The sequence below is a fragment of the Bosea sp. Tri-49 genome, assembly GCF_003952665.1.
In the GTDB taxonomy this organism is placed as follows: domain Bacteria; phylum Pseudomonadota; class Alphaproteobacteria; order Rhizobiales; family Beijerinckiaceae; genus Allobosea.
Genome location: NZ_CP017946.1, coordinates 312,136 through 329,623, shown reverse-complemented (window position 1 = coordinate 329,623; position 17,488 = coordinate 312,136). Strand labels below are relative to the sequence as shown.

Genomic DNA, 17,488 nt, shown 5'->3' with positions numbered 1-17,488 from the left:
ATGGGCTTGATACGCGAGAACCCAGGAACTGACGCCGCCGCACCGGAAACGGAAGCGCGCGCCTTCGTGACGCTCGACGAGTTGCTGAGGCTGAAGCATCGCGCGCAGGGATTCAGCTTCCTGCCCCGCCAGCCGGTCCACAGCCTGCTCACTGGCCGCCACGCTTCGCGGCTGCGAGGCCGCGGCCTGAATTTCGAGGAGCTGCGGCATTATTTCGAGGGGGATGATACGCGCTCGATCGACTGGCTGGCGACGGCCCGCCTCGGTTCCCCCATGTTCGCGTCTATTCGGAGGAGCGTGATCGGCCCGTGCTGCTGCTTGTCGACCAGCGCAGCACGATGTTCTTCGGGAGCCGGCGGGCGATGAAATCGGTCGCGGCGGCGGAAGCAGCGGCCCTTGCCGCCTGGCGCGTCACCTCGCTCGGCGACCGGGTCGGCGCCATCGTATTCGGCGACGATGACATCGTCGAAATCAAGCCCCAGGGACGAGATGCGGGAGTCGTGCGCGTGCTTGGCGAAGTGGTGCGGCAGAACCGGGCCCTGGGCCAGGCCATCGGCTCGCAAACTGCTCCCCAAAAGCTCAACGAGGCGCTGCAGTACGCCGTACGCGCCGCCACGCACGACTGGCTGATCTGCCTGATTTCGGATGCTGCCGGCGCCGACGACGAGACCGCCCGTCTGATCACGCGCCTATGTGCGCATAACGATGTGCTGGCCATCTATGTTCATGATCTGCTCGAACAGAGCCTGCCGGATGTCGGCCCCGCTGTGTTCAGCTCGGCTCTGGGAGAAATCGAGATCGATTCCTCCGCGCAGACGCTGCGCAGCCGCTTCTCGCGGGAGCACGACGACTGGCGCGCGCAGCTGGCTGAGCTCTCGCGACACCGAGCGATACCGGTCCTGCCGATTTCCACCGATCGCGATGTCGCCCGGCAGTTGCGCGAGCTGATCGGCAAGCGCACGCAGCAGCGCGCGACCGCCGTACGGAACCAGGTGCGGGCATGAGCAGCGATCCGGGAAGCCTTGCCAACCTGCGCGACCTGACGCTCCCGCCGGAGATCTCGTTCTGGCCGCCTGCGCCCGGGATCTGGATTCTCGGCGCGGCCTGCACAGCGTTGATCGCCGTCGCGATCTGGCACGCGATGCAGCGTTATCGAGCACGGGCCTATCGCCGGGCGGCCATCGCCGAGCTGAATGCGCTCGCTGGCGCGATCGAGCGCGGCGATCCCGTCGGCGTTGCGCGCATCTCGTCCGTTCTCAAGCGTGTCGCCATCGTGGACTATGGCCGCGAACAGGTGGCGCCCCTCAGCGGAGAGGCCTGGGCGGATTTCGTCGCAAGCAAAGCCAGCGTGGATTTCGACGCACGGCCGATCCGGAGAATACTGAGCGGGGTCTATGTGGCCGAGCCTGCGCCCGGTCCTTCCGAACTGCGCGAGCTCATCAGCCAGGCCAGCATCTGGATTCGCAGCGATCGCAAGTCCCCCGGCGCGGAGGCTTGACGATGCTGACCTTCGTCTACCCCTGGCTCGCCCTCCTTGTCCCCCTCCCCATCGCGGTTTGGCTGCTCCTGCCCGCCCACGCCAGCAACCGAACCGGGCTGCGGGTCCCGTTCTTCGATCGCCTCGCCCGGTTGACCGGTCAGCAGCCGCATCGCGGCGGCGTCGTGGCGCCGCGCCGTACCTTTCCGCTGATCGTCCTCATCCTCTCCTGGCTGTTGACCCTGGCAGCTCTGGCACGCCCGCAATGGATCGAGCCGCCGCTCCACCAGGACCGCCCGACGCGCGACCTCCTGCTGCTGGTCGACCTCTCGGGATCGATGGACACCAAGGACTTCGTCGATGCCTCGGGCAAGACGATCGATCGGCTGACGGCGGTCAAGCAGGTGCTCGACGACTTCCTCTCGCGTCGCAAGGGCGATCGGGTCGGCGTTGTGGTTTTCGGCGACGCGCCCTTCGCGCTCGTCCCCTTCACCACCGATCTCGAGCTCAGCCGCGCCATGTTGCGCGATACCGTCGTCGGAATGGCCGGTCCGCGTACTGCCTTTGGCGACGCGATCGGCCTCGGCATCGGGCTCTTCGACAAGAGCACCGTCAAGGCGAAGACGATCATCGCCCTGACCGACGGCAACGACACCGCCAGCAAGGTGCCGCCGGCCGAAGCCGCCGGGGTGGCCAAGGACCGTGGCATCGTCATTCATGCGGTCGCCGTCGGCGACCCCACGGCTGCGGGCGAGGACAAGCTCGATGAGGCTGCCCTGAAGCAGGTCGCAAGCGCGACGGGAGGTGGCTTCTTCCGGGCACTTGATCGCGACCAGCTCGCCGGAATCTACCAGCGCCTCGATGAGATCGAGACCCGCAGGATCGACACGGTCAGCTTCCGCCCGAAGCGGGACATCTACTGGGTTCCGCTCGCTGCCGCACTCGCCCTGTCATTGCTGACGCAGGCGCTGCGCCAGCTGTGGCGTCGCCGCCCATCTCGGCATTCGCAAGCGGATCAGGCCACGGCCGCACGGGGGGCGTCGTGATCGAAGTGCTCTCCGCCTTCCATTTCGAGCGCCCGCTTTGGCTCCTCGCCCTCGCGCCCGCCATCTTCCTGGTTTGGCTCGAACATCGGGCTGCGGATACGGCGGGCCGCTGGCGCCGGGTCATCGATCCCGAATTGCTGAAGCATCTCCTGGTCGACAGCGGCAGAATGTCTCGGATCACGCCGAATCTCCTGCTGCTGATCGGCTGGACGCTCTCCGCCATCGCCGTCGCTGGACCGGCCTGGCAGCGCGAGCCCTCGCCCTTCGCCGATGCCAGGCCCCCGGTCGTGGTCGTGCTCAAGGTCACGCCTTCGATGATGACTGAGGACCTTGCCCCGACCCGGCTCGACCGGGCGCGGCAGAAGCTCTCCGACCTGCTTGCGCTGCGTGAAGGCGCCGCCACCGGCCTCATCGCCTATTCCGGATCGTCCCACGTCGTGCTGCCGCCAACCCCGGACGGCAAGGTCGTGCTCGATCTCGCGAAAGCCCTCGAGCCCGGCATCATGCCGAGGGAAGGCGACGACCTTGCCAATGCCGTAGCCATGGCACGGCGCATCCTGTCCGGCGGCGGGCATGGTGGCTCGATTCTGGTGATGGCCGACATGGTTGCAGGTGATCAGCTCTCGCGCCTCGGCGATGCGGCGGCGGGCGAGAGCACGATCCTGTCCCTGCTTCCGCCCGATCTCGACGCCGCCAGCCTCAGCGATGCAGGACGTGCGCTAGGTGCGACCGTCATTGCGATCACGCCGGACCAAGCCGACATCACCGCCATCGCCCGCCGCCTTGATCGCGTCGGCCGCATCGCGGGCGTCGCGGGCGAAGGCCGCCATTGGCAGGAAGCGGGATACTGGCTCACCCCGCTCCTTGCGCTGTTCGTGCTGCTCTGGTTCCGCCGAGGATGGGTGCTGACATGACGCCCGCCCGCAGTAAGACGTGGCTTCCCTATGCGATCATCGCCATGGCGACGTGCGCTGCACTGGCGGGTGCCGCAGAACGCCTCGGTTGGCGCAACCTTTTCCTGGCCTCCGACCAGCGCGGGCGCATCCTGCTGGATCGAAGCCAGCCAGCCGCTGCTGCGGAGGCCTTCCGCGACCCGCTCTGGCGTGGCATCGCGCTGTTCCGGGCAGGAGACTTCAAGTCCGCCGCGCAGGCCTTCGCCGCGCTCGACACGGCCGAGAGCGCCTATGACCAGGGCAATGCCCTCGTCATGCTCGGCCAGTACGAGGGCGCAGTGAAGCGCTACGACCGGGCACTCGCCCTTCGTCCCGGCTGGCCGGACGCGGCCACCAATCGCGAGATCGCGCGCATTCGCGGCGAGCGCACGAAGGCCGAGGGCGGCGTCAACGACGACACTGAATCCAAGCCCGACGAGATCGTCTACGACAAGACCAAGAAAGGCGGCGAGGACACGACGCTTCAGGAGCCAGGCAAGGCGATGTCGGACGACGCCGTCCGCGCGCTCTGGCTGAAACAGGTCCAGACCAGGCCCGCGGACTTCCTGCGCGTGAAGTTCTCCTACCAGCTTCAGTCGGCAGCCGAACGGAGCGGCCCATGATCCGGCTCCTTCAACTCTTTCTTCTCTGCTGCTTATCGAGCTCAGCTCTCGCGCAGGCGCCGACCACGGGCCCGTTGGTCCAGACATCGATCGTTCCATCCGAGGGCATCGTCATCGGCCAACCCGTGCGGCTGCACATCAAGGTCATGTTCCCCGGGGAAATGCTGCGACCGCCCCTGGTCAAGATCACGGAGGCTTCCGGCGCGCAGATCATGCGCTTCGAGACGCAGGCGCTCACCGTCCGCGACAGCGTCGATGGCCAGGATTATGTCGGACAGACCTTCGAATTCGTCGTATTCCCCCGACGTGGCGGCGACATCCAGGTTCCTGCCGCCGATGTGACGCTGCTCGATCGGAAGGGCGACCCGATCGGATCGGTCAGGGGGCAGCCACTGCGTTTCGCTGTCACCGTGCCTGCGGGGATCGATCCGTCCGGCCCCGTCCTCGCCGCATCGGATGTCAGCGTGAGCGAGAGCTGGTCTCCTGCCTCGTCGTCGACCTTCAAGGTCGGCGGCGCGATCACCCGCATCATCCGACGCCGGGCCGCCGATGTCCCGGCGCTGGGCATGGCCGAGTTTCGTTTCACCGCACCCGCAGGGGTGCGCGCCTATGTCGACCCGCCGGCCATCGACGACAAGATCAATCGAGGTTCCGTCGAAGGCATTCGCACCGACAAGGTCACCTACGTCTTCGAGAAGCCGGGCACCTACGCATTGCCAGCGCTGACGCAACCTTGGTGGGACATCGACGACAGACAGCTTCGCTCCGAAACGCTGGACGGGATCACCATAGCCGTCGCAGCCGCGGCGCCATTGCAACCGGACTGGCGAGCCCTGATCGGAGGCTGGCAGGGTATCATCGTCGGCGGGTCAGGCAGCGCCTTGTTGCTGTGGCTCCTGGTTCAGCTCAGGCCCCAGCTGATCGTGGCCTGGCGCCGGCACCGACAGCGCCACCTGAGCTCCGAGGCCTTCGCCCGCAAAGCCCTGCGCAAGGCTGCCAGAACCGGCGATGCTTCCGCGACCTACCGCGCATTGCGGGTCTGGTCGTCGCGATTGTCGCCCGGTGCCCGGCAACGTCTCGGGCAGGACAGCCGTCTGAACGCTCTGGTCAACCGGCTCGAGCGCAGCCTGTTCGGCCAGGGTGAAAAATGGTCCCGGCAGAGCGGGGTCGAACTCGCAAAGCTCGCGCTTCGCATCGGCAGCGTCAGGCTCGAGAAGCGGCGGATCCAGCCGTCAGCCTTGCCACCGCTCAACCCGATCGGCCGTCCTTAGCCGGGAGTTCCCTGCCGCATCGCATTCACGATGTCCCCGTCCGACAGATCGCTGCGCAACCTGCCGGAACGAGGCAAGCGCCGCAGACATCTCCCGGGTAAGGGAAAGCTCGGCGCAATCCGGGGGTTTTACCGGATAGAGATGTCAGGGGCGATGCCCGTACCATCAGGCCCGTCCTGCGGAGCCGATGATGCCCCCTGCCGACATCATGATGAACGACCATTATTGGCAGGCAGTATTGCCGACCACGATGGCCGCACGCCCTGTCCTCAGTTATTGTTTCTGCGCAGAAGCAAGCAACTTGACCGGGATATCTGCGCCGCTCAGCCTCGCCAGCAACTCTTGCCGGAAATGAGACCATGATTCGATCCCGGAGCGCCTTCTGGAGTGCTGCGATCTGTATCGGCGCATCGATCGGTTGCAGTTCGGCAATGGCCACTGAAAGCGGGGCAAGTCTTTTTGTTCCTGGCCTTCGCGGCCCGGCTGCCGGCATCGTTCCGCCACCCGGATTCTACTTCGAGAACGACTTCTATTCCTATTCAGGCCGTCTCTCGGCCTCGACCCGAACCCAGATCGGCGGCGCGGTTCTCGCCAACGTCAAGGTGCAGGCGCGCGTAAACTTTATGACGCCGACCTGGATCACCCCTCTGCAGATCTTCGGCGGCAATCTTGGCTTTGCGGTGTCCTTGCCGTTCGGCGATCCTCGTGTCAGCGCAGGAGCCGTCATCGCCGCGCCGCGGCTGGGCAGAGCATTCGGCGTCAAGCAGCGCGACTCGGCTTTCCTCTTCGGCGACCCGGTCGTCTCCAGCTTCGTCGGCTGGCATGCGGGGAATTTCCACTGGCAGGTCGGCGGCTCGGTCAGCATTCCATCGGGAACCTATCGGGACGGTGCGCTCTCGAACCTGTCGTTCAACCGCTGGATCGGCGATGTCTATGCGGCTGCGACCTGGCTCGACCCCAAGATCGGCCTCGACATCTCCGGCGCCGTCGGTTTCGAGATCAACGGCAAGAACAACGATACCGACTACAAGAGCGGCAACGCCGTCCACGCCGACCTCGCGATCAGCCAGTATCTCAGCAAGGAGTTCTCGATCGGCGCCCTGTTCTCGCATTACCAGCAGATCAGTGGCGATAGCGGCGCGGGAGCCTCGTTGGGAGCTTATAAGGGCCGTACGACTGCCGTCGGCGGCACGATCAGCTATTCCTTCACTGTCGCCGGCACGCCGGTTTCCGCTCGCCTGAAGGTCCTGCGCGAGGTCAGTGTCGAGAACCGGCCGCAGGGCACGCTTGCGTTGGTCACGATTGCCTTCCCGCTTGGCTATTCCGCCCCGGCAGCGCCGCCGCCCGAGCCCATCCGGGGCGCTAAAGTGGTCAAACACTGAAGCACGGACACTACGTCGGGTTTTGGATTCACAGTTTGGGGACGCCTTGGCGGATCGGCAGCAGGTCTAGGCGCGTTGCCACAGCCAGATCGCCGAAGGCGCATTTATGCTCTCAGGCAACGTCAAGACGCGCTTACAATCCATACCATGCTACGGGCCGCGGCCGAGATCGATCCGGTATCGCGAATGCTCTCGAGCAGCGCGATCTTGCCAGGGTCAATCCGCGCCCCGGAATCGAAGACGATCATCGTTGTCAGTTTTGCCATGCCGGAAAACGAGCTTCAGCTGGGCCGGTGCGATCGTCACCTCCGGCCTGATCGCCGACCAGATCGGACGCCGCAACACGCTGCTGCTCTCCGGCTCGATGATCGCGCTGTTCAGCCTGTCGAGCATCGTCGCCCCGTTGCTCTTCGGCGACAGCCTGGCCGGGCAGACAATCTACGTGATCATCGGCTTCGGGCTGCTCGGCCTCGCCTACGGCCAGACCGCCGGTGCGGTCGCCGGCAGCTTCGGCACGCAATACCGCTACACTGGCGCGGCGTTGACCTCCGACCTGGCCTGGCTGCTCGGCGCTGGCTTCGCCCCGCTGGTGGCGCTGATCGGGAGCCGCGGAGCTGCCTGGTCAGACCGCGACGTCGGCCTTGATCGCGGCGTGGGGCGAATAGCCCTCGACCTCGAAATCCTCGATCCGATAGTCGTCGATGCTGGCGGCCTGGCGGCTCAACCGCATCGTCGGGAACGGCCGCGGCTCGCGCTCCAGCTGTCCCTTCGCCTGCTCGAGATGGTTGAGGTAGAGGTGGACGTCGCCGCCGAACCAGACGAGGTCGCCCGGCGTCAGACCGGCCTGCTGGGCGATCATCAATTGCAGCGCCGTCGCCCCGACCCAGTTGAAGGGAACGCCGAGCAAAAGGTCCGCCGAACGCTGATAGCACAGCGAGTTGAGCCGCCCGTCGCTGGTCACATGATACTGGTAGACCATGTGGCAGGGCGGCAGTGCCATCGAGCTCAGCTCCGGCACGTTCCAGGCGTGGAAGAGCATGCGCCTGCTGGTCGGATTGTTGCGCAGCGTCCTGATAAGATCGGCGATCTGATCGTGCTCGCGTCCGTCGGCGCCGAGCCAGCGCCGCCATTGCTTGCCATAGACCGGCCCGAGATCGCCCCAGCGCGCGGCGAAGCCGTCATCTTCGGCGATGCGCCGCTCAAACTCGGTCTGCGAGATGTCCTCGCCGCTCTCGCGGCGATAGGTCGCAAGCGGCCAGTCGGTCCAGATCCGCACATTCTCGCGCACCAACGGCTGGATGTTGGTCTGGCCGGTGAGGAACCACAGCATCTCCTTCACCGCCGTCTTCCAGAAGACGCGCTTGGTGGTGAGGATCGGAGCCGTCCCGTCCGAGAGATCGAACCGGGCCATCGCCCCGAAGATCGAGCGCGTGCCGACGCCGGTGCGGTCGATCCGCTCGTCGCCGCGGCTCAGCACCTCGTCGACGAGGTCGAGATACTGCTGCTCTGGATGCCTGCGGACCACTTCCGCCTCCACGATAACGGCTGTCGCCGGGACGAATCCGGGCTCGTCGGCGCAGCTTCTCCCACAGCTCTCACGATAATGACAGGGATCGTGAACGCTGGGGATATTGCAATGTCGCAGGACCGCCCCAATCTGAATGCCTGGTGAACAGAAGGGGCGCTTCGGGTTTGCGCTTGCTGCATCGGACGAAGGTGGCTTCCGGTTTCCGGAACGATCCGATGCTCCATCAAACGCCCGGTTGATATGGACCGTATCATGACCAGACTATCGATGCTGGCAGCGCTGCTTCTGGCAGCGGGCCTGGCGGGACCGGCTTCGGCTTCGGCCTGGGCCGACAGCCAACCCCAAACCCCGGCCGCTGCCACCAAGCAGAGGATCACCGAAGCGCAGGCGCGCTCGATCGCCTTCCGGCACGGCCTCGTCCATGTCGAGGAGATCGCCCTCGCCGATTGGCGCTGGGAAATCGCCGGGCGCGCCCAGGGCGGCGTCGAGGTAACCCTCGACCTCAATGCCTATGACGGCTCGGTGATCGGCGGCGCGGCGGCGCCCTGATCGCATCTCCCGCCAAGAAAAGCACAAGCCGCGGGGCTTTTCCCGCGGCTTTTTCCGTGTTTGCGCAGAAATTAGCCGGGACGGCGTTCTGCTCTCTTTCCCCGCGCGCACTCAGTCCCTATATTCCGCTTGCCGTCCGCAAGGTCGGCTATGGCGATAAACGGACGTCGGAATAAGCCTTTCGGACCCGGGGGCGGTACCCGGCGCCTCCACCACAGCCCTGCGGCGCGAGCGGCAGGGACTTGCAGCTACCAGGCTGCAGGGCTGCGGCGGGGGCGAAATAGGATCGACGAGGGTGTAAAGGTCGTTCTTTTGCTCGGCATGGTTCCGCCGTTATCGGGCCAAAAGCATAGTTGCCAACGACAACAATGCTCGGGTTGCTGTCGCCGCGTAAGCGGTGCTGGTTCCCAAACCAAAGCCCTTGCGTTTAGCCGCGTAAGGCGGGGCTCGGAGGCGCCTGGCAACAGAAGCCTCCACTTTTCTGCCTGGACCTGCGCGAAGCAGTATCGGGCATCGGAAGCAGCTGGCCTCTTTTGCATGAGAGGCGCTCTAAACTAATGGAATTGGTCACGTTTTTCGTTTCGGGGCGCTTCCCTCCGGTCGCGGCGTGATCTAGAGGAGCGGAAACGGAATCCGGACGCGATGACCAAGGATATTCTCCGCTACGACCTGATGGTGCAGGACGCGCTCAAAGGCGTCGTCCGCAAGATCCTGTCCGAGGCGGGCCGCGACGGGCTCCCGGGCGATCACCATTTCTACATCACTTTCCGGACGACCGCGCCGGGCGTGCGGCTGTCGCAGCGCCTGCGCGAGAAGCATCCGGACGAGATGACGATCGTGCTCCAGCACCAGTTCTGGGATCTTAACGTCAGCGACCACGCCTTCGAGGTCGGGCTCTCCTTCTCCGGCGTGCCGGAGCGGCTGCTGATCCCCTATGATGCAATTACCACCTTCTTCGATCCGTCGGTCCAGTTCGGCCTGAAGTTCGAGACGCAGGACGCCGCCGGCGAAGCGCCCGCGAGCGAGGCAGTCGCACCGGCGAAGGGCCCACGTGGCGCCGGCTCCGAGCCCAGCGTCGCGCCAGCCGCCCCTCTCGCTCTGCCCGCCAAGGCGCCGGTGAAGTCGCTGCCGGCTGCCAAATCGAAAGCAGCCGAAACAGACGAGGCCGGCAAGCCCGACGCAGCCGCCGACGAGAAGCCGGTCGAGGCCGAGGAGGAAGGCGGCGCCCAGGTCGTCAGCCTCGACGCCTTCCGCAAGAAGACCTGAGACCAGCCTAGAGGCTCCCTGCCATGACCGGATTCCGTAGCGAGACCGATTCCTTCGGTCCGATCGATGTCGCCGACGACCGCTATTGGGCGGCGCAGACGCAGCGCTCGCTGCAGAACTTCAAGATCGGCGGGCCGGCCGAGCGCATGCCGCTGCCGTTGGTCCATGCCTTGGTCATGGTCAAGAAGGCTGCTGCGACCGTCAATGCGAAGCTCGGCCTGCTCGACGGCAAGATCGAGACCGCGATCGTCCAGGCTGCCGACGAGGCGCTTTCCGGCAAGTTCGACGAGCATTTCCCGCTCGTCGTCTGGCAGACCGGCTCCGGCACCCAGTCGAACATGAACGTCAACGAGGTCCTGGCCAACCGCGCCAACGAGATTTTGGGCGCCGGCCTCGGCAAGAAGAGCCCGGTGCACGCCAACGACCACGTCAACAAGGGCCAGTCCTCGAACGACAGCTTCCCGACCGCGATCCATATCGCCGCCGCGCTCGCCGTCTCGACGGAGCTTCTGCCGGCGCTCGGTCGGCTGAAGGATGCCTTCGCCGCCAAGGCGAAGGCCTTCGCCAATCTCGTCAAGATCGGCCGCACCCATCTCCAGGATGCGACCCCGGTCACGCTCGGCCAGGAGTTTTCCGGCTATGTCGCTCAAGTTCAGCTCGGCATCGCCCGCATCGAGCAGACCCTGCCCGGCCTGCTGGCGCTCGCCCAGGGCGGCACCGCGGTCGGCACCGGTCTCAACGCCCATCCCGATTTCGCCAAGGCCTTCTCGGCCGAGGTCGCCAGGCTGACCGGCCTGCCCTTCCGCACCGCCGACAATCTGTTCGAGGCGCTCGCCAGCCATGGCGCGATCTCCTACAGCCATGGCGCGCTGACCGCGCTCGCCATGGACCTGTTCAAGATCGCCAACGACATCCGCCTGATGGGCTCCGGCCCGCGCTCCGGCCTCGGCGAGATCAGCCTGCCCGAGAACGAGCCGGGATCGTCGATCATGCCCGGCAAGGTCAATCCGACCCAGGCCGAGGCGCTGACCATGGTCGCGACCCGCGTGCACGGCAATCAGGCGACCGTCACCTTCGCCGCCAGCCAGGGCCATTTCGAGCTCAATGTCTTCAAGCCGGTGATCGCGCAGGCGTTCCTTCAGTCGGCGCGGCTTCTGACAGACGCGGCCGGCAGCTTCCGCACCAATTGCGTCGAGGGCATCGAGCCCAATCGCGAGCGCCTCACTGAGCTGCTCTCGCGCTCGCTGATGCTGGTGACGGCGTTGGCCCCGGCGATCGGCTACGACAAGGCCGCCAGCATCGCCAAGGCGGCCCATCACAATGGCACGACGCTGCGCGAGGAAGCGCTGAAGGCCGGGGTCGACGCCGAGCTGTTCGACAAGACCGTCGTTGCCGAAGACATGCTCAGCCCGGGCTGAAGCGCCATGGCCGAGATCGTCAATCTCCGCCGCGCCCGCAAGGCCCGCGACCGGGCGAGCGCCGAGGCGCAGGCCGAGCAGAACCGGATCGCGTTCGGTCGGACCAAGGCCGAGCGCAGATTGACCGAAGCGGAGAAGACACTGGCCGAGCGCCGCCTCGAAGGCCACCGTCTCTCCGACGATCCCGACGGCAAGGACAACGCGTGAGCGGCCTGCGTAAGCGCTCCCTCGCCATCGCCGGCCACCGCACCAGCGTCTCTCTGGAGGAGCCCTTCTGGGAGGCGCTGAAGGAGATCGCAGCGGCGGAGAAGCGGCCGATTGCGAGCCTGGTGGTTGAGGTCGATTCCGGCCGGGGCGAGCTCAACCTCTCCTCGGCGCTGCGTCTGCGCGTGCTGGCGCATTATCGCGGGCGGGCCGAGACCGCGAAGCTCACTCCCGCGGATTGACCAGCAGGCGGCGCGCCGTCTCGACGACCGCGCGCGTAAGATCCGACAGCCGCTCGGCCGCGACCCGATTGACCTGCCAGAACAGTGGCGTGTCGAGCACCGTCCCGGGCATGAGCTCGCACAGCCTGCCGGCAGCGAGATGCTCGCGCACCAGCAATTCGGGATTGGCGCTCCAACCGATGCCGAGCAGGCTCGCCTCGACGAAGCCCTGCGTCGACGGCACCCAGTGCACGGGGTGGGCAGGGCTCTTGCCGAAGGCAAGCTCCATCCACTGACTCTGAAGGCGGTCCTTCTGGTTGAAGATCAGCGAAGGCGCCTGCGCCAACGCTGGAACTGTCACGCCGTCAGCGAAATGGCGCGCCATGAAATCCGGGCTCGCCGTCGCGAGATAGCGCAGCGAACCAAGCGGGATCACGCGGCAGCCCTGGATCGGCTTCTCCAGCGCCGTGACGGCAGCGAGCACCCGCCCCTGCCGAAGCCAGTCTGCCGTGTGCTCCTGATCGTCGACGGCGATATCGAGCAGATGCGGGCACCGCTCCGCGAAGGCTGCCACGGCGCGCAGGAACCAGGTTCCGAGGCTATCGGCATTGGCGGCAACCCGCAGCGTGACGCGCTGCTGCGGCTGGTCCGGCTCGGCCAACGCCGGCAGCCGCGTCATCAGCTCGCCTTCGAGCAGCCCGACCTGCTCCATGTGGCGGCAGAGCCATTCGCCCCGTTCGGTCGCGGTGCAGGGCTGCCCCCTGATGATCAGCACGGTTCCCAGCCGTTCCTCGAGATGCTTGACGCGCTGCGAGACGGCCGAGGGCGTAACGTTCAGCGCCTGCGCGGCTTTTTCGAAGCTGCCGGTCCTGACAACGAGCGAGACGGCCTGCAGGGCCGGGTAGTCGAGCATGGCATTAGCTCTGCTTAATCAGAGTAACGATATTTAACTACATTAATGAACGCATCGCGCATAGGCAGGACGGCGGAAACGGGACCGCCGCTCATGCCTTTCTCCGTCTATGTCACCGGCCTGACCATGGGCCTCAGCCTCATCGTCGCCATCGGCGCCCAGAACAGCTTCGTGCTGCGGCAGGGCCTGCGCAACGAGCACGTCTTCGCCGTCTGCCTCACCTGCGCCTTGTCGGACGCGGTGCTGATCCTCGCCGGCGTCGTCGGCTTGCGGCAGGCGACGGCGATGCTGCCCATGCTCGAACCGGCCCTGCGCTATGGCGGCGCCGCCTTCCTGATCTGGTATGGCGTGCGCAGCCTGCTCTCGGCGCTGCGCTCGTCGGAGGCTCTCGCGGTCGCCGCCGCCGCCGGCGCGAGCCTCTCGGCCAACCTTGTCACCTGTGCCGCGCTGACCTGGCTCAACCCGCATGTCTATCTCGACACGGTGCTGCTGATCGGCAGCATCGCCAGCCAGTTTCCCGGGCAGGAACTGGTCTTCGCCGCCGGCGCGATGACCGCCTCGTTCCTGTTCTTCTTCGGGCTCGGCTATGGCGCCCGCTGGCTGCGCCCGCTCTTCGCCAATCCGAGGTCCTGGCGGATCCTCGACGGCATCGTTGCCGCCACCATGTGGGCGATTGCCTTCAAGCTGCTCCAGGGCGGCTGACAGCCCAGCCTGAGGCGAAAATCTTGCCAGTTCAATATCTTGCGAGAGAAATTTGAACCGGCGCCGCACGCGCTTGAATCAGTTTGCCAGCGCCTTGAATCAGTTCTGCAGGGGCGAGCGCGACAATGGCCGCGGGATCGACTGGATATCGAGCGGCGGCGGCAGCGGCGGAGCTTCAGCGCGCGGCCTGACATACGGATCACCCGGAATATAGGAAGGCGGCGCTCCCTGCAGGATCATCGGCCCAGGCCGCCCCTCGATCGCGGCTCGGATCGCCGCTTGCCTGGCCCGCTCCTCGGCCTCGGCCTTGCGCCGCTCCTCCTCGGCCCGCCGGATCTCGTCCTGCCGCTTTGCGATCTCGAGCTTGCGCGCTTCCTCAACGAGGCGCGCCTCTTCCAGCTTGCGGGCAACCTCCGCCCTGCGGGCCTCCTCGGCCTGCCTGGCCTCCTCGGCGCGCCGCGCGATCTCGGCTTTGCGGATTTCTTCGGCGAGCCTCGCCTCTTCGGCCTTGCGCGCAGCCTCCGCCCTGCGGGCTTCCTCGGCCTGTCTGGCCTCCTCTGCGCGCCGTGCGATCTCGGCCTTGCGGGCTTCTTCGGCGAGCCTGGCCTCCTCAGCCTTGCGCGCCTCCTCCGCCCGCTTCTCCTCAGCGATGCGGCGCTCCTCCTCGGCTTTCAGGAACTCCGCCAGCTTTCGCTCGTTCTCGCGCAGCTCGCGCTCGGCCCGCAGGCGTCGGACGTTCATCGCCCGCTCGCGCTGATCAGCCTCGAAGGCCTCAACCCGCTCGATCTCGCGCGCCAGAGCCCGCGCCGCAACCACGTTCGAAAGCGCCCCGACATCGGTCTCGCGCTTCGGCGCCTCGAGCGGCCCGCGCCAGGCGACACCGACCTGCGGCAACTGTTCCGGCCAGCCCTTGGGCGCCGCGCCGAGCGGGCGAAGATTCATGCGCAGATCAGTCGTCATCGCCCGCCAGTCGACCAGCCCGGTAGCCTCGGCCCTGAGGCCCGCGCGCTCGACGGAGACGGGAGATACGCGCAGCACGCCGGCCGCTTGTGTGAAGGGAATGGTGACGTCGCCCAGCGGCCAGCTCGCCTTCTCCAGCGCCGCGCTGATCCGGTCCTGCAGGCGATCCGTCTCGCTTTCCGAGGCGTCGTCGCCCGTCGCCGCGATCACCTTTGAGATCGCAGAGGGGTCGAAGCGCGCCATGCCGGCGCCAGAGACGCTGATCGAACCGGCGCCGCCGAGCGCGGCGATCAGGCGCGCCGGGCTCTCGCCGGAGCCTCCGGCCTCGAAGCTGCCGGACAGCCTGCCGGTCAGTGCCCCCTTGGTCAGCACGGCAAGATCGAGGCCGTTCCAGGCGAGCTTGCCCGCCAGCTGCGCCAGACCGCCCTCACGCCGCGCCGAGAGCCGCCCGCTGATCTCGCCGCCGGCATGGCTGCCGCGGAGATTATCGAGCACAAGCCCGTCCGGCCCTGCCGCCAGATCGACGCGCGCTTTCGACAGGGCGGTTGCCTCGGTCAGTTCCAGGCGCTCTGCACCGAGGGCAAGTCTGATCTCGCCAAGGCCCGTCGCGCCCTGAAAGCGGCTCGGCGACCACTGGCTGCCGACGACCGGTTGGGCCTGGCCGAGCACGGCCGCAAGCACCGGCTGCAATGCGAGCGACGGCAGGTCGAGCCGCCCGCCAATGCCGCGCTCAGCCGAGAAGCTCAGCGCGCCGCGCGCCGCCTTGCCGCCGGCATTGACGACGAGATCGTCAAGCCTGGCTTCCTCGCCAAAGGAGACACGGCCATGCGCATCGAGCACCCCGTCCGGGGCCAGTCGCGCCAGCCCTTCCGGCAAGACCTGCCCCGGCCCGTCGGCCTGGAGGCTCAGCCGTGCCGCATCGCCTGCGCCTTCGAGCACGAGCATCAGCCCGGAACCGACGAGCGAGCCGACCGGTCCGGTTGCACCAAAGCCGAGCGTGAACTCGCCGGGCCCGCCCCGTGCCGGGCGCGGCAGTCCGAACGCGGCGAAGGCACGGCGCCGATCGTCGAGCGAGAGCTTGACATCGCCACCGCTCCACAGGCCGGCCGCATCGAGCTTGCCATTGAGCGAAAGCCGCCCGGCCTGGGCTGAACCTTCGGCGGCTACGCCGGTTTCGCCATTCGCCGCGCGCACGAGCTTGAAGCCGGCATCGATGCCGGCGAGCCCGTCCTCGATCCGCGGTAACACGCGCCGCAGCCCTTCCGGCAGCAAGGGCCCGGCCAGCGCCGCCAACGCCGCAAAACGCGGCGCGCGCACCCGGCCGGAAATCTCGCCGCCGCCCGGCAGCAGAGCCCCTTCGCCTTCGACCTTGACGCCGCCGAAGCCATCGACGGCGAGGCGGCTGAGACGCCAGTCCATGCCTTGCCGCGTCAGCGCGAGCCGGGCCGAACCAGGCGGAGAAGCCCGGTAGCGCGCGCCATTCAAGGTGAGGTCGAGCGCCAGGTCACGTCGTCCGGTCAGCGCATTCAGGCTGTCGCCCAGTGGCAAGGTCGACAGGTCGAGCCCGTTCAGCGTCAGCTTGGCGTCGAGCCGATCGAGCGTGAGCGCGCCGGAGCCTTCGAGGCGCGGCCCGGAGCCTGCCCGCGCTGTCAGCTGCGTGACTGCGAGACGCTCGTTGCTCCAGTCGAACGCCGCCGTGCCGTCGAGGCTGCGCAGGGCCGCAAAGCTGTCGGCCAGTCCGGCCTCGGCGCCGAGGCGCGCCAGGGCCAGAGCCGCCCGGCGCGCATCCGGCGCCTTTGCCTCAACCGTACCACGAAAGCCCTGGCCATCGAGCGCACCGCGCGCTTCAAGAACGGCATTGGCGATCTTGACCGTGGCGTTCGCCGCGTCGAGCCCGCTTTCATCGAGCTTCCCGCGTAGGGCAAAGCCGCTGAAATCCTCGCCGCGCCAGGCGATCTGGTCGAGCTCCAGTGAAAGGTCGAGCGCGCCTGGCAGCGCCTGAAAGGCGCGCTCATAGCCCGGCCGCTGAGAGAGAGCCTCAATCAGCGCATCGGCATCGAGCCGGCGCGCCTTGAGCTGGACGCTGCCGTGACCGCCCCCCGGATTGAACGAGCCTTCGCCTTCCAGCCGCGCGGCACCGCCGGCGATCTCGACGGCAAGCGCGGAGAAATCAAGGCGGCGGCTGTCGCCGCTCACCCGTCCGGCCAGGCTGACGGCGCCACCGGGTGCGATCGTGAAGCTGCCTTCGAGCCCGGGCCGGACCTTGCTTTCAGCCGCCGGCAGGATCAGCGAGCCGTCGAAGCCGAACTGCACCTGCTCGCCCGTGATCGACCCTTTGGTCCGCAGTCGGCCGTCGCTTTCGGCCGCCCCGGTGGCGAAGCGGACCGAGGCGCCGGCGATCTCGCCTTCCACCCGCCATGGTCCTGCAAGGCTCACGGCCGAGACATCGACCGAGATCGGCGCCAGCGTTTGGGCCGCCTTGCCGGGCTCGCGCCAGATCACGGCCGCTCGCCTGATCGCCAGCCGGTCGATCACCGTTTCGGTCGGCAAGCCTGTCCCCTGACGGGCGGGCAGGGCAATGGCGCCCGCCTCATCGGCGACGAGGTTCAGCACCAGCCCATCGGCCTCGGCCTCGACCAGCCTGAACTCGCCGCGCGCCAATGGCGCCAGAGCAAGCTCGGCGGTCAGCGTCTCGATGCTGGCGCTGCTCGCTCCGCTGTCGCTGGAGCCAAGACGCACCTGGCCCAAAACCAGCCGCGGCGACGGCAGCAGCCGCAGCCCGATCTCGCCGGCAACACGCGTCTCCACGCCGAGCGCGGCGCTGATGCGCTGCTCGAAATGGGGCCTGTACTCGCGCCAGTCGACGAAGCCCGGCCCCAGCAGCGCGGCCAGCAACGCCGCGACGAGCAGCCCGGCCAGGAAGGTCAGGGCCTCACGCACGCTCTTGCATCAATCCTCGAAATGTCGACCGCCTGATCATGCACGCAAGTCGCGGC

At 67.2% G+C, this 17,488-nt stretch carries 15 protein-coding genes, 1 other RNA gene and 2 pseudogenes; 15 read left to right on the top strand and 3 right to left on the bottom strand.

The window, feature by feature from the left end; translation table 11 throughout:
- The 8 genes and pseudogenes from BLM15_RS01645 to BLM15_RS31735 form a co-directional block, all read left to right on the top strand.
- A pseudogene (locus BLM15_RS01645) lies at positions 1-1,004 on the top strand (DUF58 domain-containing protein).
- Positions 1,001-1,498, top strand: a complete 498-nt coding sequence (locus BLM15_RS01640) for a DUF4381 domain-containing protein (RefSeq protein WP_126109760.1) — start codon at positions 1,001-1,003, stop codon at positions 1,496-1,498. The pseudogene BLM15_RS01645 and the gene BLM15_RS01640 overlap by 4 nt, the downstream one beginning before the upstream one ends.
- A gap of 2 nt (positions 1,499-1,500) precedes the next feature.
- Positions 1,501-2,523 (top strand): VWA domain-containing protein, encoded by a 1,023-nt coding sequence (locus BLM15_RS01635; RefSeq protein ID WP_126109758.1) that lies wholly within the window; start codon positions 1,501-1,503, stop codon positions 2,521-2,523.
- Positions 2,520-3,437: a VWA domain-containing protein gene (locus BLM15_RS01630; RefSeq protein WP_236846484.1), complete on the top strand. Its 918-nt coding sequence runs from the start codon at positions 2,520-2,522 to the stop codon at positions 3,435-3,437. Before BLM15_RS01635 ends, BLM15_RS01630 begins: the two co-directional genes overlap by 4 nt.
- A complete protein-coding gene (locus tag BLM15_RS01625) occupies positions 3,434-4,078 on the top strand; it encodes a tetratricopeptide repeat protein (RefSeq protein ID WP_126109756.1) in 645 nt (214 codons plus the stop codon). The genes BLM15_RS01630 and BLM15_RS01625 overlap by 4 nt, the downstream gene beginning before the upstream one ends.
- Complete coding sequence (locus tag BLM15_RS01620; protein WP_126109754.1) at positions 4,075-5,349, top strand: BatD family protein; 1,275 nt, start codon at positions 4,075-4,077, stop codon at positions 5,347-5,349. Before BLM15_RS01625 ends, BLM15_RS01620 begins: the two co-directional genes overlap by 4 nt.
- Before the next feature lie 431 nt (positions 5,350-5,780).
- Positions 5,781-6,731, top strand: coding sequence for a SphA family protein (locus BLM15_RS01615; protein ID WP_236846483.1), 951 nt, complete (start codon positions 5,781-5,783; stop codon positions 6,729-6,731).
- 289 nt (positions 6,732-7,020) lie between these two features.
- Positions 7,021-7,329 (top strand): annotated as a pseudogene (locus BLM15_RS31735) (MFS transporter); the annotation flags it as partial.
- 24 nt (positions 7,330-7,353) lie between these two features.
- Here the strand turns inward: BLM15_RS31735 and thyA are convergent.
- On the bottom strand, positions 7,354-8,256 hold the full coding sequence (gene thyA / locus BLM15_RS01600) for a thymidylate synthase (RefSeq protein WP_126109750.1): 903 nt from the start codon (positions 8,254-8,256) through the stop codon (positions 7,354-7,356).
- 255 nt (positions 8,257-8,511) lie between these two features.
- Between thyA and BLM15_RS01595 the strand changes: the two genes are divergently transcribed.
- The 6 genes from BLM15_RS01595 (at position 8,512) to BLM15_RS01570 (ending at position 11,938) form a co-directional block, all read left to right on the top strand.
- Positions 8,512-8,808 (top strand): PepSY domain-containing protein, encoded by a 297-nt coding sequence (locus BLM15_RS01595; RefSeq protein WP_164547352.1) that lies wholly within the window; start codon positions 8,512-8,514, stop codon positions 8,806-8,808.
- Between the two features lie 92 nt (positions 8,809-8,900).
- Positions 8,901-9,286: a transfer-messenger RNA gene (ssrA, locus tag BLM15_RS01590) on the top strand.
- A gap of 164 nt (positions 9,287-9,450) precedes the next feature.
- Positions 9,451-10,074: an SspB family protein gene (locus BLM15_RS01585; RefSeq protein ID WP_126109746.1), complete on the top strand. Its 624-nt coding sequence runs from the start codon at positions 9,451-9,453 to the stop codon at positions 10,072-10,074.
- A 23-nt stretch (positions 10,075-10,097) separates the two neighbouring features.
- Positions 10,098-11,492: a class II fumarate hydratase gene (gene fumC / locus BLM15_RS01580; protein ID WP_126109744.1), complete on the top strand. Its 1,395-nt coding sequence runs from the start codon at positions 10,098-10,100 to the stop codon at positions 11,490-11,492.
- A gap of 6 nt (positions 11,493-11,498) precedes the next feature.
- Positions 11,499-11,699 (top strand): DUF4169 family protein, encoded by a 201-nt coding sequence (locus tag BLM15_RS01575; RefSeq protein WP_126109741.1) that lies wholly within the window; start codon positions 11,499-11,501, stop codon positions 11,697-11,699.
- Positions 11,696-11,938 (top strand): ribbon-helix-helix domain-containing protein, encoded by a 243-nt coding sequence (locus BLM15_RS01570; protein ID WP_236846482.1) that lies wholly within the window; start codon positions 11,696-11,698, stop codon positions 11,936-11,938. Before BLM15_RS01575 ends, BLM15_RS01570 begins: the two co-directional genes overlap by 4 nt.
- On the opposite strand, the gene BLM15_RS01565 is transcribed toward BLM15_RS01570, so the two are convergent.
- The gene (locus BLM15_RS01565) at positions 11,922-12,830 is read right to left on the bottom strand and encodes a LysR family transcriptional regulator ArgP (RefSeq protein WP_126109739.1); all 909 of its coding nucleotides are present in this window, start codon (positions 12,828-12,830) and stop codon (positions 11,922-11,924) included. The genes BLM15_RS01570 and BLM15_RS01565 overlap by 17 nt on opposite strands.
- A gap of 93 nt (positions 12,831-12,923) precedes the next feature.
- Here BLM15_RS01565 and BLM15_RS01560 point away from each other — a divergent pair, with 93 nt between their 5' ends.
- Positions 12,924-13,532 carry a LysE/ArgO family amino acid transporter gene (locus tag BLM15_RS01560; protein WP_126109737.1) on the top strand — a complete coding sequence of 203 codons (609 nt, stop codon included), beginning with the start codon at positions 12,924-12,926 and terminating at the stop codon, positions 13,530-13,532.
- A gap of 99 nt (positions 13,533-13,631) precedes the next feature.
- Here BLM15_RS01560 and BLM15_RS01555 read toward each other — a convergent pair whose 3' ends face one another.
- Positions 13,632-17,432, bottom strand: coding sequence for an AsmA family protein (locus tag BLM15_RS01555; protein WP_126109735.1), 3,801 nt, complete (start codon positions 17,430-17,432; stop codon positions 13,632-13,634).
- Positions 17,433-17,488: the final 56 nt, after the last annotated feature.